Raw genomic sequence first — 22487 nt, 5'->3', positions numbered from 1 at the left:
GCCTTATTTTTTTAGATTAATTAATAAAAACTGTTTTAGTTTAGGTAATATTAATTCTGGTGTTAATTGCTTGTACATAAAGCTTGGGTCTGCTTCAATTTTACGTCTGTTTTCCACGCTGTTTTCATTATATAGTTCTGGTTTTTCTTCTAATAAATGAATAGAAGCATGTTTTTTGCCATCCTCAAAACTAGCCCAATGATCTTTCATAACATAGGGTGAAAATATTGTAAAAGTAGGTTTGTTTAAAGCTTTTGAAATGTGTACAATACCACCTTCATTTCCAATTAAAAGTTCACATTTATTCATTAGTGTGATAAAACCGCGAATACTATCTTCATAAATATCTATAATAATGTTGTCTTTGTTTTTGCAATCCTTGTAAATACTTAAGGCATCATCTTTTTGATGTGGCGCATAATTGAAAAGCACATTTACTTGATAATTATCGGTAATAAAATCTATCAAATCAACTATATATTCGTAAGGCATAGATTTTTGAGGTGTACTACCCAAAATGCCGAGCATGATAAAGGGCTTATCGTATTTTTCCAGTTTATTGTATTGCTGTTCTGCCTCGGTTAAAATAATTTTCGGCTCATAATCAATTTGTTTTTCTGGTAAGGTAAACACCGATGTCACCATATTTACACGATCCTCAATAGCCTTTCCACAAATTTTTGTTTTTTCTTTTAAAAACGGGATGTTATGCGTGTAAAATTTTAGAGGTGGGTTTTTGCCTCTTTTTTGAAAACCAATTCTAATTGGAGCTTTGGAAAAATAACAAACAAGTCGGCTTTGAAGTTTCGAATATGGGTCGAAAATAATGTCATATTCTCTCTTTCTTATGGTTTGAATAAGCTGTTTTAAATTGCCTAGTTTTTTTAGTTCCTTATCGTTAATTTCAATAATATTATCAATATCTGGATGATTTTCAATAACCCCAATGGTATAATCGTAGACCAAAAAATCAATTTGACTTTCTGGAAAGATTTTTTTCATATTTTGGGCAATAACTGAAGCTATTAAAACATCTCCAATTCGCTTATTTTGTATAACAAGTATTTTTTCCATAGCAGTTCCTAGAAAACTAGGAATCTCTTTTTATTTAAAATATATTAACTGCAAAGTATTGTATTTTCTACTTTTATTAAAATATCAATTAACATATCTTTGAGAAATCTCAAAACGCAAATATAATCATACATTTACATTTTCAATATCAGCAATTAAACAAAGAGTTACAATCTATTATCGAAGATTTTGAAACTTCTGGTGAAGCTGTAACTATTGGACAACGAAATGTTATCAAGCAATTTGAAGTAAAAGGCGAAGCCATCAACGTTAAATCGTTTAAAAAGCCTAATGTCTTTAATAGTTTTGTGTATAAGTATATCCGAAAATCAAAGGCTAAACGGTCTTTTGAGTATGCTAATAAACTAATTGCTTGCAATATTTTAACCCCTTTTCCTATAGCATATATTGAAAACACGAATATTTTTGGACTTACAACGAGTTATTATATTAGTAAACATGTTACTTACGATTTCGACTTTCGGGATTTAATCCACCAACCTCAATTTCCTAACAGAAAAGAGATTCTGCAACAGTTCACAGCTTTCACGTTTAAGTTACATGAAAACAACATTAACTTTTTAGATCATTCTCCAGGAAACACGTTAATTGTTAAAAAATCTGAAAACAAATACGATTTCTACTTAATAGATTTAAACCGGATGCGTTTTGAAACCATGGATTTTAATAAGCGCATGCATAATTTTAGACGTTTATGGTTGTCTAAAACCATGGTGAAGGTTATGTCCGAAACCTATTCAAAGTTATATAATACATCTTACGAAGAAACTTATAGTTTGATGTTGAAACACAGTCGAGGGTTTCGAAAGAAAATAAATAGCAAGAAATTAAGACGTTCAGGTAGAAAGATGAAATTCAAATCTGAATAAAAAAATTCCAAAATCCATTTTAAGTTAAATGAATTCTGGAATTTAGTTTTTTAAATGATATTACTTGTCAGTGTATTAAACTTATACTGCCACATCATATTCACGTAAAGCATCGTTAAGCGATGTTTTTTTATTGGTACTTTCTTTACGTTTTCCAATAATTAAAGCACAAGGCACTTGAAACTCTCCAGCAGGAAATTTTTTGGTATAACTGCCAGGAATTACAACAGAACGCGCTGGGATAACACCTTTCATTTCTACAGGTTCATCTCCAGTAACATCTATAATTTTTGTGCTCATGGTTAAAACAACATTTGCCCCTAAAACTGCTTCTTTTTCTACACGAACACCTTCTACCACAATACATCTAGAACCAATAAATGCACCATCTTCAATAATAACCGGGGCCGCCTGTAAAGGTTCTAAAACACCACCAATTCCAACTCCACCAGATAAGTGCACGTTTTTCCCAATTTGAGCACAACTACCAACGGTTGCCCATGTGTCCACCATAGTTCCTTCATCTACATAAGCACCAATGTTTACATAACTAGGCATTAAAATAACACCTTTAGAAATATAAGCACCATATCTGGCTACGGCATGTGGTACCACGCGAATGCCTTTATCTGCATATCCGGTTTTTAAAGGAATCTTATCGTGATATTCAAAAATACCAACTTCAAAAGTTTCCATTTTTTGAATAGGAAAATACAAAACCACAGCTTTCTTGACCCATTCGTTAACTTGCCAGCCTTTAGGAGTTGGTTCTGCAACTCGTAAGGTGCCTTCGTCCAATAAGCCGATGACATTTCTAATACAGTCTATGGTAATTTTATCTGTTAAAAGGCTTCGGTCGTCCCAAGCATTTTCTATAATTTGTTGAAGTTGTTTCATAATATTTTTTTCAAGCTAGCCTGTTGTCAAACAGGAAAGAGTAATTTCAAGTTAATTAATAATACGATTCACAAAGATAAAGCTATAATTGAAATCTTTCAGGGCTAATTATTCAAAATTCATGTTGTTTTTTGTTTCTGAAAATGAAATTAGCTGGGAAGTATTTTCTTTTAAATATAGTACCTTTGCATTATAAGATTCACGTTAGTACGGGAAATGAATATGGGAAGAATATTAGCTATAGATTTCGGAAAAATAAGAACAGGAATTGCTGTTACAGACGAGTTGCAAATAATTGCATCAGGACTTGAAACGGTTGCTACATCTGACTTATTAGCGTTTTTAAAAGCATATATAGCTTTGGAAAATGTAGAACTATTTGTTGTTGGAGAACCCAAACAAATGAATAATGAGCCTTCGGAAAGTGAAGCACTTATTGTTCCGTTTTTAGAAAAATTAAAAATATCCTTTCCTAATATCCCCATCGAGCGTGTGGACGAAAGGTTTACTTCAAAAATGGCGTTTCAAACCATGATAGATAGTGGTTTATCCAAAAAGAAACGTAAAAATAAGGCATTGGTAGATCAGATTAGTGCCACCTTAATACTTCAAAATTACTTATTCTCCAAGTAACTGGATGAAGTTTAGAGGTTCTTGCTTTTGATTATAAAACTGAATTTCAAAGCTTCCTTTCTTAATGCTTTTTAGTTTTAAATATTAATATGTCATCTTAAAACACTTTATTTCAGAGAGTAGCGATCGTTGTTATTAGATAGAAAGTCATTTTTAAAGGTTTTAGGACTGTACGTTTATCGATGAAATACAGGCCTTTGTCATATTAACGATTTTACATTGGGTTTCAACAAGTTTATTCTTTTTATAGTGTTTTGTGCGGCTATATTTGTCCTGCTATTAATTAATACTATTTAACATGAGATCATTTATAACCTTAATCTTTATTGCTTTTTTGTCGAGTTTTCAAGTGAACGCGCAATCAGAAGTAGTTAACTTCAATACGCATTTAGAAACTTTAATAACAAGCATGCCAAGTTCAAATTTAGATTTTGCTGCCAAGAAAAGAGATATTCTAAACACCAAAATCAACGCTAAACTAAAGGGCGAAGTCGATTTGTTTTTTGTTGCAGATAAAAGTAAAATCTGTTAACTGTTTAAAGTCTCAAAAAAATATTAATAAAAACTCTCCTTATATAAGGGGAGTTTTTTTATGTATCTAAATTAAAGATTGTATTTTTGCAACGAATTTCTCAAAAAGAACAAAATGATATTACCTATTGTAGCTTATGGCGATCCTGTTTTAAAAAAATCTGGAGAGGAGATTACCAAAGACTACCCGAAATTGTCGGAACTTATTGATAACATGTACGAAACCATGAACGCCGCTTTTGGTGTTGGGTTAGCAGCACCTCAAATTGGTTTGCCAATAAGATTATTTGTCGTGGATACGTCTCCATTTGCTGAAGACGAAGAGTTAACTCCTGAAGAACAAGCGGCCTTGAAAGGGTTTAAGCGTACGTTTATTAATGCGAAAGTAACTCATGAAGCGGGCGATGAATGGGCTTTTAACGAGGGTTGTTTGAGCATTCCAGACGTTAGGGAAGATGTGTTTAGAAAACCTAGTATAACCATAGAATATCAAGATGAAAATTTCGAAAAGCACACAGAGCATTTCGACGGTTTAATTGCTCGTGTTATTCAGCATGAATACGACCATATAGAAGGGGTTTTATTTACAGATAAACTTTCTGTCTTAAAAAAACGCCTAATAAAAAGTAAATTAATAAATATTTCCAAAGGAAAAATTAGCGTCGATTATAGAATGCGTTTTCCAAATCAAAAAAAGAAACGATAATATTTGTTTTAGTATAACAAACGTAGCATATTTGCGCTCCTTAAAAAGAAATTATGAGTTTAGAAAAAGTATTGGCCATTTCAGGAAAACCGGGATTGTATAAATTAATTACACAAACTCGTGGTGGATTTATTGCAGAATCTCTATTAGATAAAAAAAGATTGTCTGTAAACATTCATCAAAATGTTAGTGTATTAAGCGAAATAGCAATTTATACCTTAACGGAAGAAGTTCCTTTACGCCAGGTTCTTAGTAAAATTAAAGAAAAAGAAAGTGGAAAAGCAACACCTATTAGTCATAAAGACAATAACGATGTTTTAGAAGAATATTTCTTTGAAATTTTGCCAGATTATGATGAGGATCGTGTGTATCCTAGCGATATAAAAAAGGTAATTCAGTGGTATAACTTACTTCAAAAACATGATATGTTGGATTTTGAAGTAGATGCAACTGTTTCTGACGAAGAAGAATAAAATATTTTCCATTTAATAAAACACAAAAAATCTAGCTCAAATGGCTGGATTTTTTTGTTTTATATCGGGAATCAATCCTATTAAAAGTGTAATTTTATAAAAAAAGTACAAATGAACTCTAGAGAAAATCAACTAAAAGCTTTTGACCGTTTATTAACTATAATGGACGAATTGCGCGAACAATGTCCTTGGGATAGAAAACAAACCATGGAAAGTTTGAGACATTTAACCATTGAGGAAACTTACGAATTGGGCGATGCTATTTTGGATAAGGATTTGGAAGAAGTGAAAAAAGAATTAGGCGATGTTTTATTGCATATCGTGTTTTATTCTAAAATTGGAAGCGAAACCAAACATTTTGATATCGCGGATGTGTGTAATAGTATTTGCGATAAGTTGATATCTAGGCATCCACATATTTATAGCGATGTAATTGTTGAAAATGAAGAAGATGTAAAACGAAATTGGGAGAAATTAAAGCTAAAAGAAGGAAAGTCCAGTGTGTTGGAAGGCGTCCCAAAAAGCTTGCCTGCATTGGTGAAAGCTAGTAGAATCCAAGATAAAGTAGCTGGGGTTGGTTTTGATTGGGAAGAACCAAATCAAGTTTGGGAAAAAGTAGAGGAGGAGTTAAGCGAATTTAAACAAGAAGTTGAAAATGGCAATATGGATGCTATGGAAAATGAGTTTGGTGATGTGTTGTTCTCTCTGGTTAATTATGCCCGATTTTTAAAGATCAATCCTGAAAATGCTTTAGAAAGAACCAATAAGAAATTCTCAAAACGCTTTCAGTATTTAGAAGCTAAGGCAAAATCTTTAAACAAAGATTTAAAAGACATGACCTTGAGTGAAATGGATTTTTTTTGGGAAGAAGCCAAGTTGTCTCAAAACATAAAGTAATTGAAAATCATAGATTTTAAACTGTTGTTTTTTAAAAATATGAAAGAAAATTCAAGCTTTTTATAGATCTGGAAGTCCAAAAGAATGTTCTGTGCGTATATATAATAATTGAATGGCTATTTTCTTTTCATAAGTAGTAGATTAATAGCTTAAGTTCTTACCTTTTAAAGAGCCATTCATAAAATAAGTAGGTTATTTTTTAGTTGGGAAAAAAGTAACTGTTTAGTTAGTTTAGTTAGATTAAATCCTATTTACGAAGAAGTTTATACTTCATTCAATAAATAGGATTTAATATTTTAAAGCTATTTGTATATTTTAATACAACTCCTTAATCTTTCTAAGTTTTGTTTTCCAAAGTGCTAACGTGTCCTTGTGTTTTTTAATAGTGTCTAGAACTTCTTTAACCACAGGATTGTTTTCGTCTACGTTGGTAAAGAACTGTAGATTATTTTCCAACTGATTTATTTCAGCTTTAACCTCATTAATTTTTTTACTTATAAATGAGCGTTCATTATCTAGATGTCTGGAATCTTCAGAATTATTTAAAACCTCCAATTTGTTATCGAATTTGATAAGTTCGGCTTCGGTTTTGTTTAATTTTAAACTTTTAAAATAAGCGTCAAGTGTTTTATTTAATTTCCCTTCAATATACCTTTTGTTGGAAGGTACATTTCCAATGGTTTTCCAATGATCTATATGTTTCTTTATAGTTTCTAAATCGGTTTCCTTATTGCCAGAGAGTTCTAGATTCTTTATTTCCTCCAATAACTTAACTTTGGCTTCGTAAGCTTCTATTTCTTCTTTATTGGCTTCGTTTTTAGCTTCATTTATTTTATCAAAATAATGGTTACAAGCTGCTTTAAACTGATTCCAGATTTTGTCGCTGTTTTTTCTTGGTACATGACCAATTTTTTTCCAATCGCTTTGAATCATTTTCATCAAAGGGGTAGTTACTTCGAAATCGTCGCTGTCTTTATTGTCTTCAGCAATTTTTATTAAATCCAGTTTTTTCTGAAGATTGTCGTATTGATCTTTTTTCAGATCCTTATAGAAGGAGTTTTTCTTTTTATTAAAGTTTCTAACAGCCGTTTTAAAGGATGCCCAAGTAGCTTCATTTACTTTAATTGGAACTTTTCCTACTTCGAAGAATTCGTTTCTTAAAACATCTATTTCTTTAATTTTCTTCTGCCATTCGTTGTGGGTTTTAGCACCTTTTTCCCCTAACACTTTTATTTTTTCTATAATGGCTTTTTTGGTGTCTAGATTTTTTTCGTATTCCTGATCAAGTTGATCAAAATATACCTGGCGTTTGTCGTGAATTTTTTTGGTTGCTGCCTTAAAACGTTTCCAAATATCTTCTCTATATTCTTTGTCAACTGGTCCAAGTTCTTCTTTCCACATTTTGTGTAAAACTTGTAACTCTCTAAAGGCTCTGTTTAAATCGTCTTCCTGTGTTAATTCTTCAGCACGTTCAATTATTTTGGTTTTTTGTTCTAAATTATGCTTGAAATCCAAGTCGCGTAAATCGCGATTTAAATGTAAGAAATCATAAAAAATCTCTACATGATGGTGGTACGTGTTCCAAGCATTATTGTATTTGTCTCTTGGAATTGGTCCAGCATGACGCCATCTTTCTTGTAAGTCTTTGAAGTATTTGTAGGTGGTATTTATGTTTTCTTCAACATTAATTAAACCTTTAATTTCTTCAATTATTTCCAAACGTTCGGTCAAGTTTTCCTTTAAACTTTTTTCCAAACTCTTATAATGTGTATTTAGTTTTGAACGATACTCTTTAATGGCATCTTTATAACGATTTTGAGTAGGGTTGGAGTAGTAAAAATCAATTTCATTTCCGCCTTCGTTTAAAAACTCTTCTTTCTTTTCGTCTAAAAGTGTGCTGAATTTCGATTTAAATTCGCTTCTTATCTCTTCAACATGAGTTTTTATAGCTTGAACTTTTTGATTTTTCACCAACTGCTCCAACTCGTCTGCCAAAGCTTCAAGAGACATTTTTTCATAGTCTTTTTTGTCTATGCTATGTCTGTCTATACTGCCTTCATCTTCAGCGTCTTCAGCATTTGATTCTTCAATTTCAGAAATTACTTTATCGTCGTTTTCTGTCTCTTCAATTTCTGGTGTAACTTCTTGTTTTGTTGTAGAATCTTCTTGGTTTTCAACTGAAACTGCTAATTCTTTCTTTCCGTCTGCTTCATGCAGGTTATCTTGCTCTGACATTTTTAAAATGTTATGGTTCGTAAAAATACTATAGCGTTAAAGATACTAACAACTGTAATATTTACAAAGGCTTACCGATTTTATTTATTTCCCAGAAGGGTTTATACGTTCCAAATTTCCCAAGCTTTATTTGCCTGATAGATAAGCATGTTTAAACCATTTAAGCAAATGGCATTTTCAGTTTTCCCTAACTGTAAAAATTTTGTTTCTTTTGGATTGTAGATTAGGTCGAATAGTATGTGTGAATTGGAAATAGCTTGGTAAGGAATATAAGGACATTCATCTATATTTGGATAGGTTCCTAAGGGTGTGCAATTGATGATTATTTGATGTTTTTCTATAATGCTTTCGGTTAAGGAATTGTATGTGAAAACTGTTTCTTTTGAAGGATTTCTAGAAACAAAAGCACTTTCTATTTGGAGTTCTTCCAAAGCATATTTAATAGCTTTGCTGGCACCACCTGTGCCTAAAATCAATGCTTTTTTATGTATTGGTTTTAAATGCGGTTCCAAGGATTTTGAAAACCCGTAATAATCGGTGTTGTACCCTTTTAATTTTCCGTCTTCAAGTATCTTAATGGTATTTACTGCTCCAATTTTTGCAGCTTTTTCATCCATTTCATCTAAGAATGGTATAATGGATTCTTTATAAGGAATGGTTACATTTAAACCTTTTAAATTGGGATGGATTTTTAATATTTCTAAAAATTCCTCTATATTTTGAATATCGAAATTCTCATAAGAAGCATTTAAAATACCTTCATCTTGAAATTTATTCCTAAAAAACTCCTTTGAGAAGGAATACGAAATATTTTTTCCTATAAGACCAAATTTATCCATTGGTTTGACGGGTTTTTCGTCCATATCTTTCTAGCGCAAGAACTATTAAAATACCTAAAATAATATATGCTATCGCAAAATATGTGTCTGTATGAAGTTCAGGAATGTAGCGTGTGTAATTTTCAATAATGGTACGGCCTGAAGAGTCTAATATATATTGTCCCTCAGTATTCATTTTAAAAATTGTTTTTTTCCAAGGCCAAACCACACCAAGCGATCCTACAATAAAACCTATTATTGCTGATATAGTAATACTTTTGTAATGTTTTAAAATATAGTTTAAAATATGCGAAAAAGTTACTAAGCCAACCACAGAACCAATTGTAAATACAGCCAGAACCTTTATCATTCTTAATCGTTCCTGATTGTGGATAAAACTAAAATCGCCAGTTATCATTTCGGCAAAGGTATCGTACAAGGCGTTTACCGAGTCGACTAAGAGTAATACATAATTTCCTAGAATTATGAGAATAAAAGACCCTGAAAAGCCTGGAAGTGTCATTCCAGAAACACTAATAATCCCGCAAAAGAAAACAAAGAAGAGATTGTCGTTTTCCGTTGCTGGATCTAAAAAACTAATGCTTAAACCTAAAATAATTCCGATACTTAATGAGGTATAGGTTTTATAATTCCAATCTTCAAAATCTTTACTTATATAATAAATTGAGCCAATAATCATTCCAAAAAAAACGCTCCAAACGTAGAGTTCGTAATGTTTAATTAAATAATCCAATAATTTTGAAATACTAAAATAGCTAACTATCATTCCAAAGAACAGCAAGCTTAAGAAACGACCATTTATATATTGATAAAAGCTTTTAAAACGACCATTAATTAGAAGTTTAAAAGCTTTTCCATTTACTTTTTGCAAGGAATAAATAAATTCTTCGTAAAATCCAGCTACAAAAGCCACAACACCGCCAGATACACCAGGAACTTTATTTGCAGCTCCCATTCCAAGCCCTTTTAAAACCAGGAATAATTTATCAGTAAATGTCCTTGTACTCTGCATTATGCTTTTTTATTACCTATCTTCTCTAGAATAAAAATAGTTAAAAATCCGACAATTATTAGAGTTAAGGCTGGGATTAATTGAGAACTTACCCCATTATTTATAGACGTATAAACAAAAGGCGACACACTTTCTTCGGTAACAACCTTATACGATTCAAAATTATTGATTTGTTGCTGGTATACGGCTAGAGTTCCTAAATCGGTTATCTTAGATAAGGACTGAGCTTCACCAGTAATATCATTTAAAACGGAAATCGATTTTTTCCAAGGCCAAATTTTATTTAATGAACCAAAAATAAAACCTGTTAACAAGGCCAAAGTGGTGTTTTGATAATGTTTAAACAGCCATTTTAAAACCCTACTAAAACTCAATAAACCAACGACGGCTCCAGCTCCAAAAATAGCAATTCGCTTAAAATCCCAATCGTTTATGGCATCGCTTAAAGTTTTATAGGCGCCAAGAATAACTAAAATGAAGGATCCTGAAATTCCAGGCAAAATCATGGCGCAAATGGCTATGGCTCCAGCTATAAATAAAAATAGAGGATTGCTATTGCTAGCCATAGAAGGCAAAGTGGTTATGTAATAAGCTATAAAAGCACCAAGAATTAAAGCAATAAATGTTGCCACATTCCATTTGTCGATTTGTTTGGCTACAAAGAAAATACTAGCTATGATTAATCCAAAAAAGAAAGACCAAATTAAAACAGGATGTGTTTCAATTAAATACTTGGCCAAACGCATAAACGTTACGAAACTTGTTAAAATTCCTATTAAAAGTGCCAGAATAAAATTGCCGTTTAATTCTTTCCAAAACGCTTTAAATCCATGAGTACGAAGCGTTTTCAACAAGGATATGTTAATGTTGCTTATTGTGGAAATAAGCTCTTGATAAATGCCGGAAATAAGTGCAATGGTTCCTCCAGATACTCCTGGAACGGCATCGGCCGCACCCATGGCGACCCCTTTTAATGTGATGAGAAAATAATCTTTAAAACGTCTTTGCATGTTTAGTTTGAAAATAGAAAACCAAAGGTATATAATTTAAGTTAGACGTTTTTGCTATTACTTGGATTTAAGCAAGTTTTTAATTCGTCGTTTTTTATAAACTTTCGGAAAAAGCTCTTCTATAATGAAGGCGTATTCCATATTAAAATCCAAACCGTTTTTTAAGTGATATTCTCCTTTTTCGATTTCGTTTAGACTAAAGTATAAACCAGCTAAACGATATTCGATTTCGGCGTTTTCAGGATAAAATTCAGACGCTTGTATAAAGTTTAAGATGGCTGCTTCTGGTTCGCCAAGCTTTAATAAAATGTCGCCTCTTACCAACCAGGTTTCTAATTCGTAGTTTCCTAGATCTAGAGCTTTTTTGTAACCTCGTTCGGCTTCTTCCAAGAAATTGAGCCTAAAGTTTAATTGGGCATACAATTTCCAATAAGCCATATTTTCAGAATCGATATTTATGGCTTTATTGATGTAATAAAGTGATTTTTTAAAGTTTCCTTTTTTATTATAATATTTTGTAATGGCTATCCAACCCTTGTCTAGTAAAGGATCTTCTTTTATTGTTTTTTTATAATACTGGATGGCCAATTTGTCCTGCTCCAGTTTTTCGTAACAATGTCCAATTCGTAAAAGAGCAAATGAGGTAGCATCGTCCAATTCTAATGTAAAGGAATAAGCTTCTAAAGCATCTTCATAACGTTTTAGTTTTTCCAAAACCTTTCCTTTTTCTAAATAAGCGCCAACAAAAGTGTCATCAGAAATAATAGCAAAATCAAATGCAGTCAATGCCTTGTCGTAAGCCTTTAAGGCGTAGTATTGTTTTCCTAATTGATGCCAAGCAACTTCACTGTAAGGATTTCTATTTAAAAATTCATTTAAATATTCGATAGCCTCGTCTTGTTGGTCTAGAAATTCAAAACAATAAATTAAGTTGTATAAAGCAGAATAATCTTCAGTATCTTCTTCCATACATTTAATAAAATAGTACTTGGCTTCTTCAAATTGATCCAAGAATAAATACTCCATACCTATTAACGAGTAGATGTCTTGAACGTCGTCCGTAAGTTCTAAGGCTTGTTTTAAAACGTGAATGGCTTTTTTATGATTGTCTCTTTTTGAGAAGATATTTGCTTTTTGAATATAGATTTCTTCGTTGTTTGGTTCTAAATCGTAAAGCTCGTTGAGTAATAAATCTGCTTCATTTAGTTTGTCTTCAAAAACTAAAACTTCAACTTTAAAGAGTTTTAGCGTGATCGAATCGGGATGTTGTTGCAAGCTTAATTTTATGGCCTTTTTTGCCAATGAAATTTTACCCAAGGTTAAATAATGATGAATGATATTCTCAAATTCTTCCGAGTCGAAAAACAAAATATGATTCGTTTTTAACATCGATTCAAATTTTGTTAATGGTAAATTATTATTGTCATTGGGACTAAACTCCATAAGCACATTTATAAGGTTTATAGTACTAAATGTAACGTACTATTTGATTTTTATAATAAAATCGTTCAAATCTTTTGAACAAAGTAATGAACACTTTTTAATTAATTCGCTTGATCGCCTGATTGTCAGTCGATTGGCTAGCTGTGTTTTAACTGTATTTTATCTAAAACTTTCAGGATTATTTGACATCCTTTCACGATTTCTTCATTGGAAATGGTTAAAGGAGGTGTTATTCTAATGGCTTTAGGTTCGAAAAGTAACCAAAACAGGATGAGCCCTTCGTCTTGACATGCCAAAATAAGTTCGTTTGTTATATCTGCGGAAGGGGTTATGGCAGCAAGCATGAGGCCTTTTCCACGGACACTTAAAATTAATGGATGTACTAAATGTTTTCTAAACAGCTGCTCTTTTTCAAGGGTTTGTACAATTAAATTACTTTTTGTTACTTCTTTTAAAGTGGCTAAAGCTGCCGCTGCAATTACTGGATGTCCACCAAAGGTTGTTATATGTCCTAATTTTGGATTGTCCTGTAATAGATCCATTAACTCGGTTGAGGCTGTAAAGGCACCAATTGGCATACCACCACCTAAGCCTTTTCCAGTTACCAAAATATCTGGTACGCAATTATAATGTTCAAAACCAAATAGTTTTCCGGTTCTACCGATTCCTGGTTGAATTTCATCTAAAATTAAGAGTGCTCCAGCTTTATTGCAGCGTTCTCTTACTTTTTCTAAATATTGATTTTTAGGCTCAATAAATCCAGCGCCACCTTGGATGGTTTCTAAAACCACACAAGCTGTTTTTTTTGTTATTTTGGTTAAATCTTCTTCGTTATTAAATTCAATAAAAGATACATCAGGCAATAAAGGTCTGAAAGCTCTTTTACGTTCTTCAAAGCCCATAATACTCATAGATCCCATGGTGCTGCCATGATAAGCGTACTTTGCCGAAACAATTCCACTTCTGCCAGTAGCGCGTTTAGCCAATTTTAAAGCACCTTCTATAGCCTCTGTCCCAGAATTGGTTAAATAGGTTTTTTCTAGACTGTTTGGTAAATGCTTAGCCAATAATTTGGCAAGTTCTACGGCAGGCTCTTGGATGTATTCTCCATAAACCATAACATGTAAATACTTGTCCAATTGTTCTTTTATGGCCGAAACTACTTTTGGATGCCCATGACCTAAAGTACAGGCGGAAACCCCTGCTACAAAATCTAGATAAGCTTTATTGTTAACATCATAAATGTATGAACCCTTAGCATGAGAAACTTTCATAGCTAATGGATGTGGTGATGTTTGCGCTTGGTATTTTAAAAAATCTATGGCCATTTTTATTTGCTTGGTTTCTTTATCAAGCCGTTTTTAGTTTTGTTTATGGGTTTTCTATTCTCTGTTTTTAGCTTGACACTATCCATAATATTCTGTGGAACATGTCTGCCAGCTTTAAAGTTTTTGTTTTTGTCTTTTTCGTCCTGTGAATTGGCTTCGATTGAAGGTCTTTCAGCTTTTTGTGCTTTTTCAATACGACCAATCATGCTTTCGTCGAAAAACTCCTCTTGTGGCACATAATCTTCCAAGCCTTTTATAATTGGTAGGTTTAATGGCGGATCATCGCTAAATAGATCTTCTACGCTTTTGGGGCGTTCCTCTTCGCGCCAGTCAAAACCTCTTAATTTTCTGGCGTTTTTTGGAAATTCCAATTCTGGATAAGTCTTCGCATCAATTTGATTGTAACGGTTGTATTGCTCAATTTCTCCATCGGTAAAAAAGATGGTAATACTTCCAGACTTTGCTTTATCTATGCCAATAAGTTCCTGTTCTTCGTTTCTGGCGTAAAAAATAGATTCCGCATTTTTAATGACATCTACTTGCTTTAATTTGTTTTCCTCATTAAACAGGCCAATAAGTCTTTTTCCCGAGATCTGATTATAACCATCTTCACTAATGGTGTCTTTGCTAATTAAAAATGCATCATAAAAAACGACTAAAGAATCCAGTTTTTCGGTTTCTGGATTCGATTTAATATGAATGGTGTCTCCAGTAATTTGATTTTCTAAATTCCAAATAACTGGTCGTCGCTTAACTGCAAAGGCATCTTTGGACGATAGTTTAGAAATATTTATAAGTTGCGTTAACCCCGTGAAATGATCGACATGGATAGAATCTGATTTTCCGCTCATGTCCGACTTGTACATCTTTGTATTTCTAAAGGCTCTGGTAATTCTCTTGTCAGGTTTTCCAGTAATCATAAGGGTGTCCGCATGAATATAGATGGAATCTTTCTCCTGAACAGATATGGCCAAGGCTCTTTTTGTTATAAAAACAGAATCTTTAGCTTTGTAAACTTCGGCATAATGCCCTTTAATAATACTTTTATTTATAGTATCTGTAACTTTTATATTGTTGGTTGCAGAGGCAAAACTTCTGCTGTTGTCAAAATACATACTATCTCCTTCAAAGACCCGATTGTCGTATTCAATCTTTGTTTTTTTAACACCATAACCTGTTTTGTTTTCGGTATCGTAAAAGCCTTTTTCACAATAGGTTTTACTCTCGTCCGTTACTATGGTTGATGGTCCGTATAAATAAGCATAACCACTTTCTGAATAAAAATCCAGGTGTTTGGTATTGATTTTATAATCGGGATGCGTTAAAACCACATTGTTTACAAATTGGTATTTTTTGGCGTCCATGTAATAGCGTCCAATTTTACTAGTAATAGTCCCTGAAGAATCGCGCACAACTTGTCCGCCACTTTTGTAAAAGGATTGTTGTTTAACACGATCAAAATACAAAGTATCTGTCGTTAAGATGGAATTTGGCTCTGTAAGAACTACATGGCCACTGGCAAAAGCCAATTTTGTTTTCCCACTATATTCAACATATTTGGCGGTCATGTTAATGGTATCGCCCTGAATCATTTTTACATTGCCGTAAGCTTCTATAAAATCGTCATTGCTATAAAGTAAAGCTTGATCGCAATACATGTTTACGCCTTCATGTACGACATGGATTTGTTGCGAATCGTCCCGAGTCATGACTTTTAAGCCAGGAGCATCCTCTTCTTTAAATTCTAAAAACCCGGAGTATTTAATCTCTATGCGCTTTTGTTCTTGGGCAAAAGAGAAGCCTAAGAATAAAAGACAAAAGAAAAAGCTAAGTAAGTTCTGACTTGGTTGTTGCAACATCTTAAATTTTGGCAAAAATAATGATAAATATCTTGTGTTGAGTGGCATTAAGATATTTTTAATAGAAAAGACCTTTCGAGTTTTTTAACTTGAAAGGTCTCATATTATATTTCATAAGAAAATTATCTAAAAATAGTCTGTTTTCTATCTGGTCCAACAGATACCAAATGAATAGGAATTTCCAATTCTTTTTCTAAGAAAGCGATATAATCGTTTAATTCTTTTGGGAATTGGGACGCTTCTGTCATTTTAGTTAAATCTTCTTTCCAACCTTTAAAATCTGTGTAAATAGGCTCTAGGTTTTCTGGTTCAATATTATACGGTAAATGCGTAATGGTTTCACCTTTATAATTGTAAGCGGTACATATTTTTAAGGCTTTAAATCCTGAAAGCACATCGCCTTTCATCATCATTAATTTAGTTACGCCATTAACTTGACAGGCGTATTTTAAAGCTATTAAATCTAACCATCCACAACGTCTAGCACGACCAGTTACTGCTCCAAATTCGTTACCTATTTTAGCCATTTTAGCGCCAACTTCGTCAAATAACTCAGTTGGAAAAGGTCCAGAACCAACACGTGTTGTGTAGGCTTTAAAAATACCATAGACTTCGCCAATTTGGTTTGGAGCGACACCTAAACCTGTACAGGCTCCGGCAGCAGTTGTATTACTTGAAGTAACAAACGGATAGGTTCCAAAATCGATATCCAATAAAGAACCTTGGGCACCTTCAGCTAAAATGGTTTTTCCAGCTTTTTGTGCTTGGTATAAATATTCTTCAGAATCAATGAATTTTAAAGATTTTAAAACTTCAACAGCTTCAAAAAACTCCACTTCCATTTCTTCTAAATTGTACTGAATGTCTACATTGTAGAAGTTAATCATGGCTTCATGCTTGTTGGCTAAAGCGCGGTATTTTTCTTTCCAATCGGATAGTTCCAAATCGCCCACACGAAGTCCATTTCTACCAGTTTTATCCATGTACGTTGGACCAATACCTTTTAAGGTGGAACCAATTTTAGCTTTTCCTTTTGAAGTTTCGCTTGCTGCATCCAACAACCTGTGTGTTGGAAGAATGATGTGTGCTTTTCTGGAAATAATCAAGTTGGTTTTATAATCGATTTTAAATTGATCTAAACCTTCTAATTCTTTAACAAAAACCACAGGATCGATAACAACGCCATTACCAATAACGTTGGTGGATTCTTTATGAAAAATTCCAGATGGAATGGTTCTTAAAACATGTTTTATGCCATCAAATTCAAGGGTGTGCCCAGCATTTGGTCCTCCTTGAAAACGTGCAATAATATTGTATTTGGAGGTAAGAACATCAACAATTTTTCCTTTGCCTTCGTCTCCCCATTGTAGTCCTAGTAGTAAATCTACTGCCATTGTAAATTAAATTATTTGGTTGTTTTTCTGTTTCCGTAAAAGTAGAGTGAATGGTTTTTGATTTCGATGTCAAAAACTTCTTCAATTGTTTTTTTGATACTTTGAATTCGTGGATCGCAAAACTCGATAACTTCTCCTGTATCTGTTAAAATAACATGATCGTGTTGTTTGTCGAAATAAGATTTTTCGTAATGCGCTTGATTTTGACCAAATTGGTGTTTTCTAACCAAACCACAATCCAATAATATTTCTATGGTATTATAAAGCGTAGCACGAGACACACGATACTTTTTGTTTTTCATACTTAGATATAAAGACTCGATATCGAAGTGTTCATCGCTATTATAAATCTCTTGTAAAATGGCATAACGCTCTGGTGTTTTACGATGCTTGTTTTCTTCTAAAAAAGCAGTAAACACGTTTTTTACAATTTCTTGGTTTTTTGTATCTGTTTTTAAACTCATAATTCTGTGGCAAATTTACATTAATTTTTAAACTCTAGATACTTTATCGATACCATTAATTTTTTTCAAGTTATCCATGAGTTTCTTAAGTAAGGTATTATTTTTCACAACTACATTGATTTTGCCGGAAAAAATGCCGTCGTCGCTTTGAAAACTCAAGCTTTTCATGTTTACATGCATGTTGGAGGAAATAATCTTGGTAATATCGTTTACCAAACCTAAATTATCAATTCCAGAAAGAATGATTTGGGCTGCAAATTCTTGTTGCGAGGAATCTATCCACCTAGCTATCATAATTCTGTAAGCATAATTTGATTGTAGGCTTACAGCGTTTGGACAGTTTTGTTTATGTACTTTTAAACCATCATTTATTGTTAAAAATCCAAATACTGGATCGCCCGGAATTGGGTTGCAGCAATTGGCAAATTTGTAATCCAGTTTTTCTCCTTCTTTTCCAAAAACCAGTAAATCGTATTTGGAGGTAATTTCATCTTTATCAAGATCTTCTTTGGTAAGTGTAGGTCTTCGAGAGATTTTATTTTTTATGTAACTCATAAAAGCATTGCTTCTGGACGAGGCAAACTCTTTGATCATGGTATTATCAATGGTTCCAATACCCACTCTATAAAATAAGTCTAAACTGGTTTTTAACTTAAAGTGATTTACCAATTCGTTAACTGACTTTTCGTTTAAGGTAATTTTTAATTGTTTTAGCTTTCTGCGAAGAATTTCTTTTCCATCTTCGGCAATTATTTTCTTGTCTTCTTTGAGAGCAGATTTAATTTTGCTTCTAGCTTTGGCAGTAGTGGCATAATCTAACCAGTTGGAGTTGGGTTTTGCAGAATCTGAAGTTAAAATATCCACACGATCTCCACTTTTTAGTACATGACTTAAAGGAACTAATTTGCCGTTTACTTTTGCGCCACGGGTTTTCATTCCAACTTCGGTATGGATGCTAAAGGAAAAATCCAAGGGAGTAGCACCTTTAGGCAAAGATTTTAATTCGCCTTTTGGAGTAAATACAAATATTTCTTTGGAATATAAATTAAGTTTAAACTGTTCTACAAAGTCTACAGCGTTGGTTTCATGATTTTCTAGAGCTTCTTGAAGTCGTGAAATCCAGACATCTAAATTGTCATCTTTTTCAGTTCCTTCTTTGTATTTATAATGTGCTGCAAATCCTTTTTCTGCCACTTCGTTCATGCGCTCACTTCTAATTTGCACTTCTACCCATCGACCTTTTGGACCAACAACAGTAATGTGCAAAGCTTCATATCCAGTGGATTTGGGTGAAGAAATCCAATCGCGAAGCCTAGTTGGATTGGGTCTAAAATGATCGGTTACAATGGAATAAATTTTCCAAGCTAAAAATTTTTCATTTTCAGGTTCGCTTTTGTAGATAATTCTTACTGCAAATTTATCGTAAACTTCATCGAAAGAAACGCCTTGGGTTTGCATTTTTTTACGAATGGAAAAAATGGATTTTGGCCGTCCCTTTATTTCATAATCTAAACTCTCTTTGTCTAAAGTTGTTTTTATTACGCCTGTAAATTCATTTATATAAGCATCTTGCTCTTCTTTACTGTCTTTTATACTGGTTAAGATATCGTGGTAAACTTCCGGTTCGGTATATTTTAAACCTAGATCTTCAAGCTCGGATTTTATATTATAAAGACCAATTCTATGTGCTAAAGGCGCATAAATATATAGGGTTTCTGAAGCGAGTTTAATCTGTTTATCAGATCGCATGGATTCCATGGTCTGCATGTTATGAAGTCTATCTGCAATTTTTATGATAATTACCCTAACATCATCATTCAGGGTTAAAAGCATACGCCGATAATTTTCAGCTTGAAGAGATACGTCCATTTCGGTATCTATAGATGAAATCTTAGTTAAACCATCTACAATTTTGGCAACGGTTTCGCCAAATAACTGTTCAATATCAGAGATGGAATAATTTTCGTTGTCTTCAACTACATCATGAAGCAGCGCAGCAGCAATAGACGTGGCGTCCATTCCTATTCCTTGCGCAACAATTTTAGCCACAGCAATTGGATGGAAGATATAAGCTTCCCCAGATTTTCGTCGTTGGTCTTTATGCGCATCCACAGCCACATCAAAAGCTTTTCGAATAAGCTTTTTATCATCGTCCGTAAGTGTTCTGTAGCTTACTCGAAGTAACTCTTTATAAGCTTTGGCAATTGCAACATTTTCTTTTTCTAGCTCTAGTTCTGTCATAAATTTAAAAATAGTATAAACGAAATGAATTTACAACCCTTTTACTTAAAATAGATGGTGTTATGAGGATTTAAAATGGGTGTATATTTATATAAATATAAGATGTTTCCCCATTTTATGTTCGTAATAACAAGAAAAAGTTTTTTTATTCTGAAAGACGCCTTATAATTTTAAATTTTTTATTCTTTCCAATAGGGTTGGATGCGAATAATGCATAAAAACATATGCTTTATGAGGGGTTAAATTACTTAAGCTATTTTTTGATAATTTTTTAAGAGATGTTATTAATGGCAAAGCTTTGTAAGTAGTTTTTGCGTAATTATCTGCTTGATATTCGAACGTTCTCGAGAAACAATTCATAATTAAACTGGTGACTTCAGAAATGGGTGCATAAAGCAATCCGAAAGCTATTAATCCAATATGAAAACTTGGAATTTGAACGCCCAAAGCATTTGAAAGCAAAGGGTTTGAAATGAAAATAGATAAAATGTAAAGTGTTAATCCCGTTAATAATATAGAAGCAATTAAATTAAAAATGATGTGTTTTTTCTTATAGTGTCCCACCTCATGAGCAAGTACAGCTACAATTTCTTCATCGTCTAAATCGTTTATCAAGGTATCGTAAAGAGTAACCCGTTTTTCACTTCCAAATCCAGAAAAATAGGCATTGGCTTTGGTACTTCGTTTGGAACCGTCGATCACGAAAATCTTGTCTAATTTAAAACCTACAGTTTCTGCGTACGAAGAAATTTTGTTGCGTAAATCTCCCTCTTCTAAAGGGGTTTGTTTGTTGAATAATGGAACGATTAACTTGGCATAAAACATATTCATGACCACTGTAAAAACAGTCATTAAAGCCCATGCATATAACCAAAAATCGTTGCCAGCAAATTGATAAAACCAAATAATAAGTGCCAAGATGCCTCCGCCTACAAGGGCTAACATGAGCCAGCCTTTTATTTTATCCAATATAAAAGTCTTTTTCGTGGTTTTGTTAAAACCAAAATCCTCTTCAATTACAAAGGTTTTGTAGTATGAAAATGGTGTTGAAAGAATGTCGCTTCCTATCATAATTATTCCAAAGAAAATAAGAGCGATTAAAATCGGACTTTCAGAAAAATTTCTAGCTAAGTTATCTACTAATTCAAAACCATCAAAAATTAAGAAAGCTAGCGTTAAAACAATTGAAAATGTGGAAGTAAGTAATCCAAATTTATAATTGGTCTTTTTGTAGGCTTGCGATTTTTTGTATTCCGTTTCATCGTAAACATCTTGGAGTTCTAGTGGAACTTCATCATTAAAATGTTTTGCGTTTAAAGCATCAAGAATTTTATCAATGATAAAGCTTATAATAATTATGGAAATAATGATGTAGAATAGGGTAGTGGCTGTCATGAATATTTTAGGTTCAATGTTTAAAAATCAAGATTCATAAATCTTAAGTTTTTGTTATTAGTTTATTGCGAAATATTTATAGAAAATTTCGCTGTCTTTTAGCTTCAAAAATAAGGATTCCAGCAGCAACAGATACATTCATAGAGTCTATTTCTCCTTGCATAGGAATAATGATGTTTTGTAAAGCATTATCTAGCCATTCTTTACTCAATCCGGTGGCTTCCGTACCAACAACCAAAGCTGTTGGTTTGGTATAATCTTGTGTATGATAATTTTCTCTTGCTTGTAAAGCTGCGCAATAAATTGAAATGTTGTTTTGCTTCAAAAACTGAATGATTTCTGAAGTTGTTCCTATTGCAATTTTGTTTGTAAAAACACAACCTACACTAGAACGAATGATATTCGGGTTGTACAAATCTGTTTTAGGATTGGCAATGATTACAGCATCTATATTGGCAGCATCTGCAGTACGTAAAAGCGCTCCAATATTTCCTGGTTTTTCTGGAGCTTCGGCAACCAAAACTAAAGGATTTGTGTTTTTAAAACTTAAGCTTTCAAGCGAAAATTCTTTAGCTTTTACAACGGCAATAATCCCTTCAGTAGTTTCTCTATATGCTAGTTTTTGGTATACTTCTTTGGATATTTCTATAGAGCCGTGCTGCGTAGTGCCTAAGTTGTTTACCTGCTCTACGGAAAATAAATCTGGATAGAATAAAAAGGTATCAATTATATAGCCTCCTTTAATGGCTAAACTAATTTCACGGACGCCTTCAATTAAAAATAAACCAGTTTTTTTGCGCTCTCTGGATTTTTCTTTAAGTTGAAAGAGCTCTTTTATATAAGCGTTTTGATTACTTGTTATTTGTTTTGTCATGATGTGTAAAATTAGCTTTTTCAAATGAATTTGAAACGAATGGTTTTATAGACTTGTTGTTTCAAAATAATTCACAATTAAAGCAACAACATAACTATAACTTTCCATGCCATCTTTTTGGTTATTAGCAATTAAATAACTGTTATAAGTGCTTTTAAAAAGAGGTTCAGCCGGATTTTTATAACTGTCCCAGAAATCTTGGGTTTCCTGATAGTTTTTTAAAATCCCTTTATTTATGGTTTTTAAAGTTTCGAAATATAGTTCGCTATCCCGTTTGTAAATTTCTATCAAA

The 22487-nt window shown here is 32.8% G+C and carries 21 protein-coding genes; 6 read left to right on the top strand and 15 right to left on the bottom strand.

The window, feature by feature from the left end; genetic code table 11:
* Window positions 1-3 precede the first annotated feature (3 nt).
* Complete coding sequence (locus VKY47_RS11140; RefSeq protein ID WP_324312840.1) at window positions 4-1074, bottom strand: glycosyltransferase family 9 protein; 1071 nt, start codon at window positions 1072-1074, stop codon at window positions 4-6.
* Between the two features lie 122 nt (window positions 1075-1196).
* On the opposite strand from VKY47_RS11140, the gene VKY47_RS11135 reads away from it, so the two are divergent.
* Complete coding sequence (locus VKY47_RS11135) at window positions 1197-1964, top strand: lipopolysaccharide kinase InaA family protein (RefSeq protein ID WP_414731226.1); 768 nt, start codon at window positions 1197-1199, stop codon at window positions 1962-1964.
* An 81-nt stretch (window positions 1965-2045) separates the two neighbouring features.
* Here the strand turns inward: VKY47_RS11135 and VKY47_RS11130 are convergent, their stop codons facing one another.
* The gene (locus VKY47_RS11130; RefSeq protein ID WP_324312836.1) at window positions 2046-2861 is read right to left on the bottom strand and encodes a 2,3,4,5-tetrahydropyridine-2,6-dicarboxylate N-succinyltransferase; all 816 of its coding nucleotides are present in this window, start codon (window positions 2859-2861) and stop codon (window positions 2046-2048) included.
* A gap of 222 nt (window positions 2862-3083) precedes the next feature.
* Here VKY47_RS11130 and ruvX point away from each other — a divergent pair, with 222 nt between their 5' ends.
* The 5 genes from ruvX (at window position 3084) to mazG (ending at window position 6101) form a co-directional block, all read left to right on the top strand.
* The gene (ruvX, locus tag VKY47_RS11125; protein ID WP_324312834.1) at window positions 3084-3494 is read left to right on the top strand and encodes a Holliday junction resolvase RuvX; all 411 of its coding nucleotides are present in this window, start codon (window positions 3084-3086) and stop codon (window positions 3492-3494) included.
* 298 nt (window positions 3495-3792) lie between these two features.
* Window positions 3793-4026, top strand: a complete 234-nt coding sequence (locus tag VKY47_RS11120; RefSeq protein WP_324312833.1) for a hypothetical protein — start codon at window positions 3793-3795, stop codon at window positions 4024-4026.
* Between the two features lie 114 nt (window positions 4027-4140).
* Window positions 4141-4731 (top strand): peptide deformylase, encoded by a 591-nt coding sequence (gene def, locus VKY47_RS11115; protein ID WP_324312831.1) that lies wholly within the window; start codon window positions 4141-4143, stop codon window positions 4729-4731.
* 53 nt (window positions 4732-4784) lie between these two features.
* Window positions 4785-5204 (top strand): DUF5606 family protein, encoded by a 420-nt coding sequence (locus tag VKY47_RS11110; protein ID WP_324312830.1) that lies wholly within the window; start codon window positions 4785-4787, stop codon window positions 5202-5204.
* A 111-nt stretch (window positions 5205-5315) separates the two neighbouring features.
* Window positions 5316-6101 carry a nucleoside triphosphate pyrophosphohydrolase gene (gene mazG, locus VKY47_RS11105; RefSeq protein WP_324312828.1) on the top strand — a complete coding sequence of 262 codons (786 nt, stop codon included), beginning with the start codon at window positions 5316-5318 and terminating at the stop codon, window positions 6099-6101.
* Between the two features lie 315 nt (window positions 6102-6416).
* On the opposite strand, the gene VKY47_RS11100 is transcribed toward mazG, so the two are convergent.
* The 13 genes from VKY47_RS11100 to VKY47_RS11040 form a co-directional block, all read right to left on the bottom strand.
* A complete protein-coding gene (locus tag VKY47_RS11100; RefSeq protein WP_324312826.1) occupies window positions 6417-8336 on the bottom strand; it encodes a DUF349 domain-containing protein in 1920 nt (639 codons plus the stop codon).
* A gap of 101 nt (window positions 8337-8437) precedes the next feature.
* Window positions 8438-9175, bottom strand: coding sequence for a shikimate dehydrogenase family protein (locus VKY47_RS11095; protein ID WP_324312824.1), 738 nt, complete (start codon window positions 9173-9175; stop codon window positions 8438-8440).
* Window positions 9168-10187, bottom strand: coding sequence for a DUF368 domain-containing protein (locus VKY47_RS11090; protein ID WP_324312822.1), 1020 nt, complete (start codon window positions 10185-10187; stop codon window positions 9168-9170). The genes VKY47_RS11095 and VKY47_RS11090 overlap by 8 nt, the downstream gene beginning before the upstream one ends.
* Window positions 10187-11197: a DUF368 domain-containing protein gene (locus VKY47_RS11085; RefSeq protein WP_324312820.1), complete on the bottom strand. Its 1011-nt coding sequence runs from the start codon at window positions 11195-11197 to the stop codon at window positions 10187-10189. The genes VKY47_RS11090 and VKY47_RS11085 overlap by 1 nt, the downstream gene beginning before the upstream one ends.
* Before the next feature lie 57 nt (window positions 11198-11254).
* Entirely contained in the window at window positions 11255-12640 is a 1386-nt protein-coding gene (locus VKY47_RS11080; protein WP_324312819.1) for a tetratricopeptide repeat protein, read from the bottom strand.
* A gap of 137 nt (window positions 12641-12777) precedes the next feature.
* On the bottom strand, window positions 12778-13968 hold the full coding sequence (locus VKY47_RS11075; protein WP_324312817.1) for an aspartate aminotransferase family protein: 1191 nt from the start codon (window positions 13966-13968) through the stop codon (window positions 12778-12780).
* Between the two features lie 2 nt (window positions 13969-13970).
* Window positions 13971-15875 carry an OstA-like protein gene (locus VKY47_RS11070; RefSeq protein ID WP_324312815.1) on the bottom strand — a complete coding sequence of 635 codons (1905 nt, stop codon included), beginning with the start codon at window positions 15873-15875 and terminating at the stop codon, window positions 13971-13973.
* A 74-nt stretch (window positions 15876-15949) separates the two neighbouring features.
* Complete coding sequence (locus VKY47_RS11065) at window positions 15950-17221, bottom strand: adenylosuccinate synthase (protein WP_324312813.1); 1272 nt, start codon at window positions 17219-17221, stop codon at window positions 15950-15952.
* 11 nt (window positions 17222-17232) lie between these two features.
* On the bottom strand, window positions 17233-17685 hold the full coding sequence (locus tag VKY47_RS11060) for a Fur family transcriptional regulator (protein WP_324312811.1): 453 nt from the start codon (window positions 17683-17685) through the stop codon (window positions 17233-17235).
* Window positions 17686-17712: 27 nt separating this feature from the next.
* Window positions 17713-19926, bottom strand: a complete 2214-nt coding sequence (locus VKY47_RS11055) for a RelA/SpoT family protein (RefSeq protein ID WP_324312810.1) — start codon at window positions 19924-19926, stop codon at window positions 17713-17715.
* Window positions 19927-20088: 162 nt separating this feature from the next.
* On the bottom strand, window positions 20089-21321 hold the full coding sequence (locus VKY47_RS11050; RefSeq protein ID WP_324312808.1) for a M48 family metallopeptidase: 1233 nt from the start codon (window positions 21319-21321) through the stop codon (window positions 20089-20091).
* Window positions 21322-21397: 76 nt separating this feature from the next.
* Entirely contained in the window at window positions 21398-22195 is a 798-nt protein-coding gene (locus tag VKY47_RS11045) for a TrmH family RNA methyltransferase (protein WP_324312806.1), read from the bottom strand.
* A 45-nt stretch (window positions 22196-22240) separates the two neighbouring features.
* The coding region (locus tag VKY47_RS11040) for a DUF3810 family protein (protein ID WP_324312805.1) at window positions 22241-22487 on the bottom strand (247 nt) is incomplete at its 5' end.

Origin of the sequence: Xanthomarina sp., assembly GCF_035306705.1 — a bacterium.
Taxonomy (GTDB): Bacteria; Bacteroidota; Bacteroidia; order Flavobacteriales; family Flavobacteriaceae; genus Xanthomarina.
The sequence above is the reverse complement of the archived record's forward strand: the minus strand, read 5'-3'. Positions and strand labels throughout refer to the sequence as shown.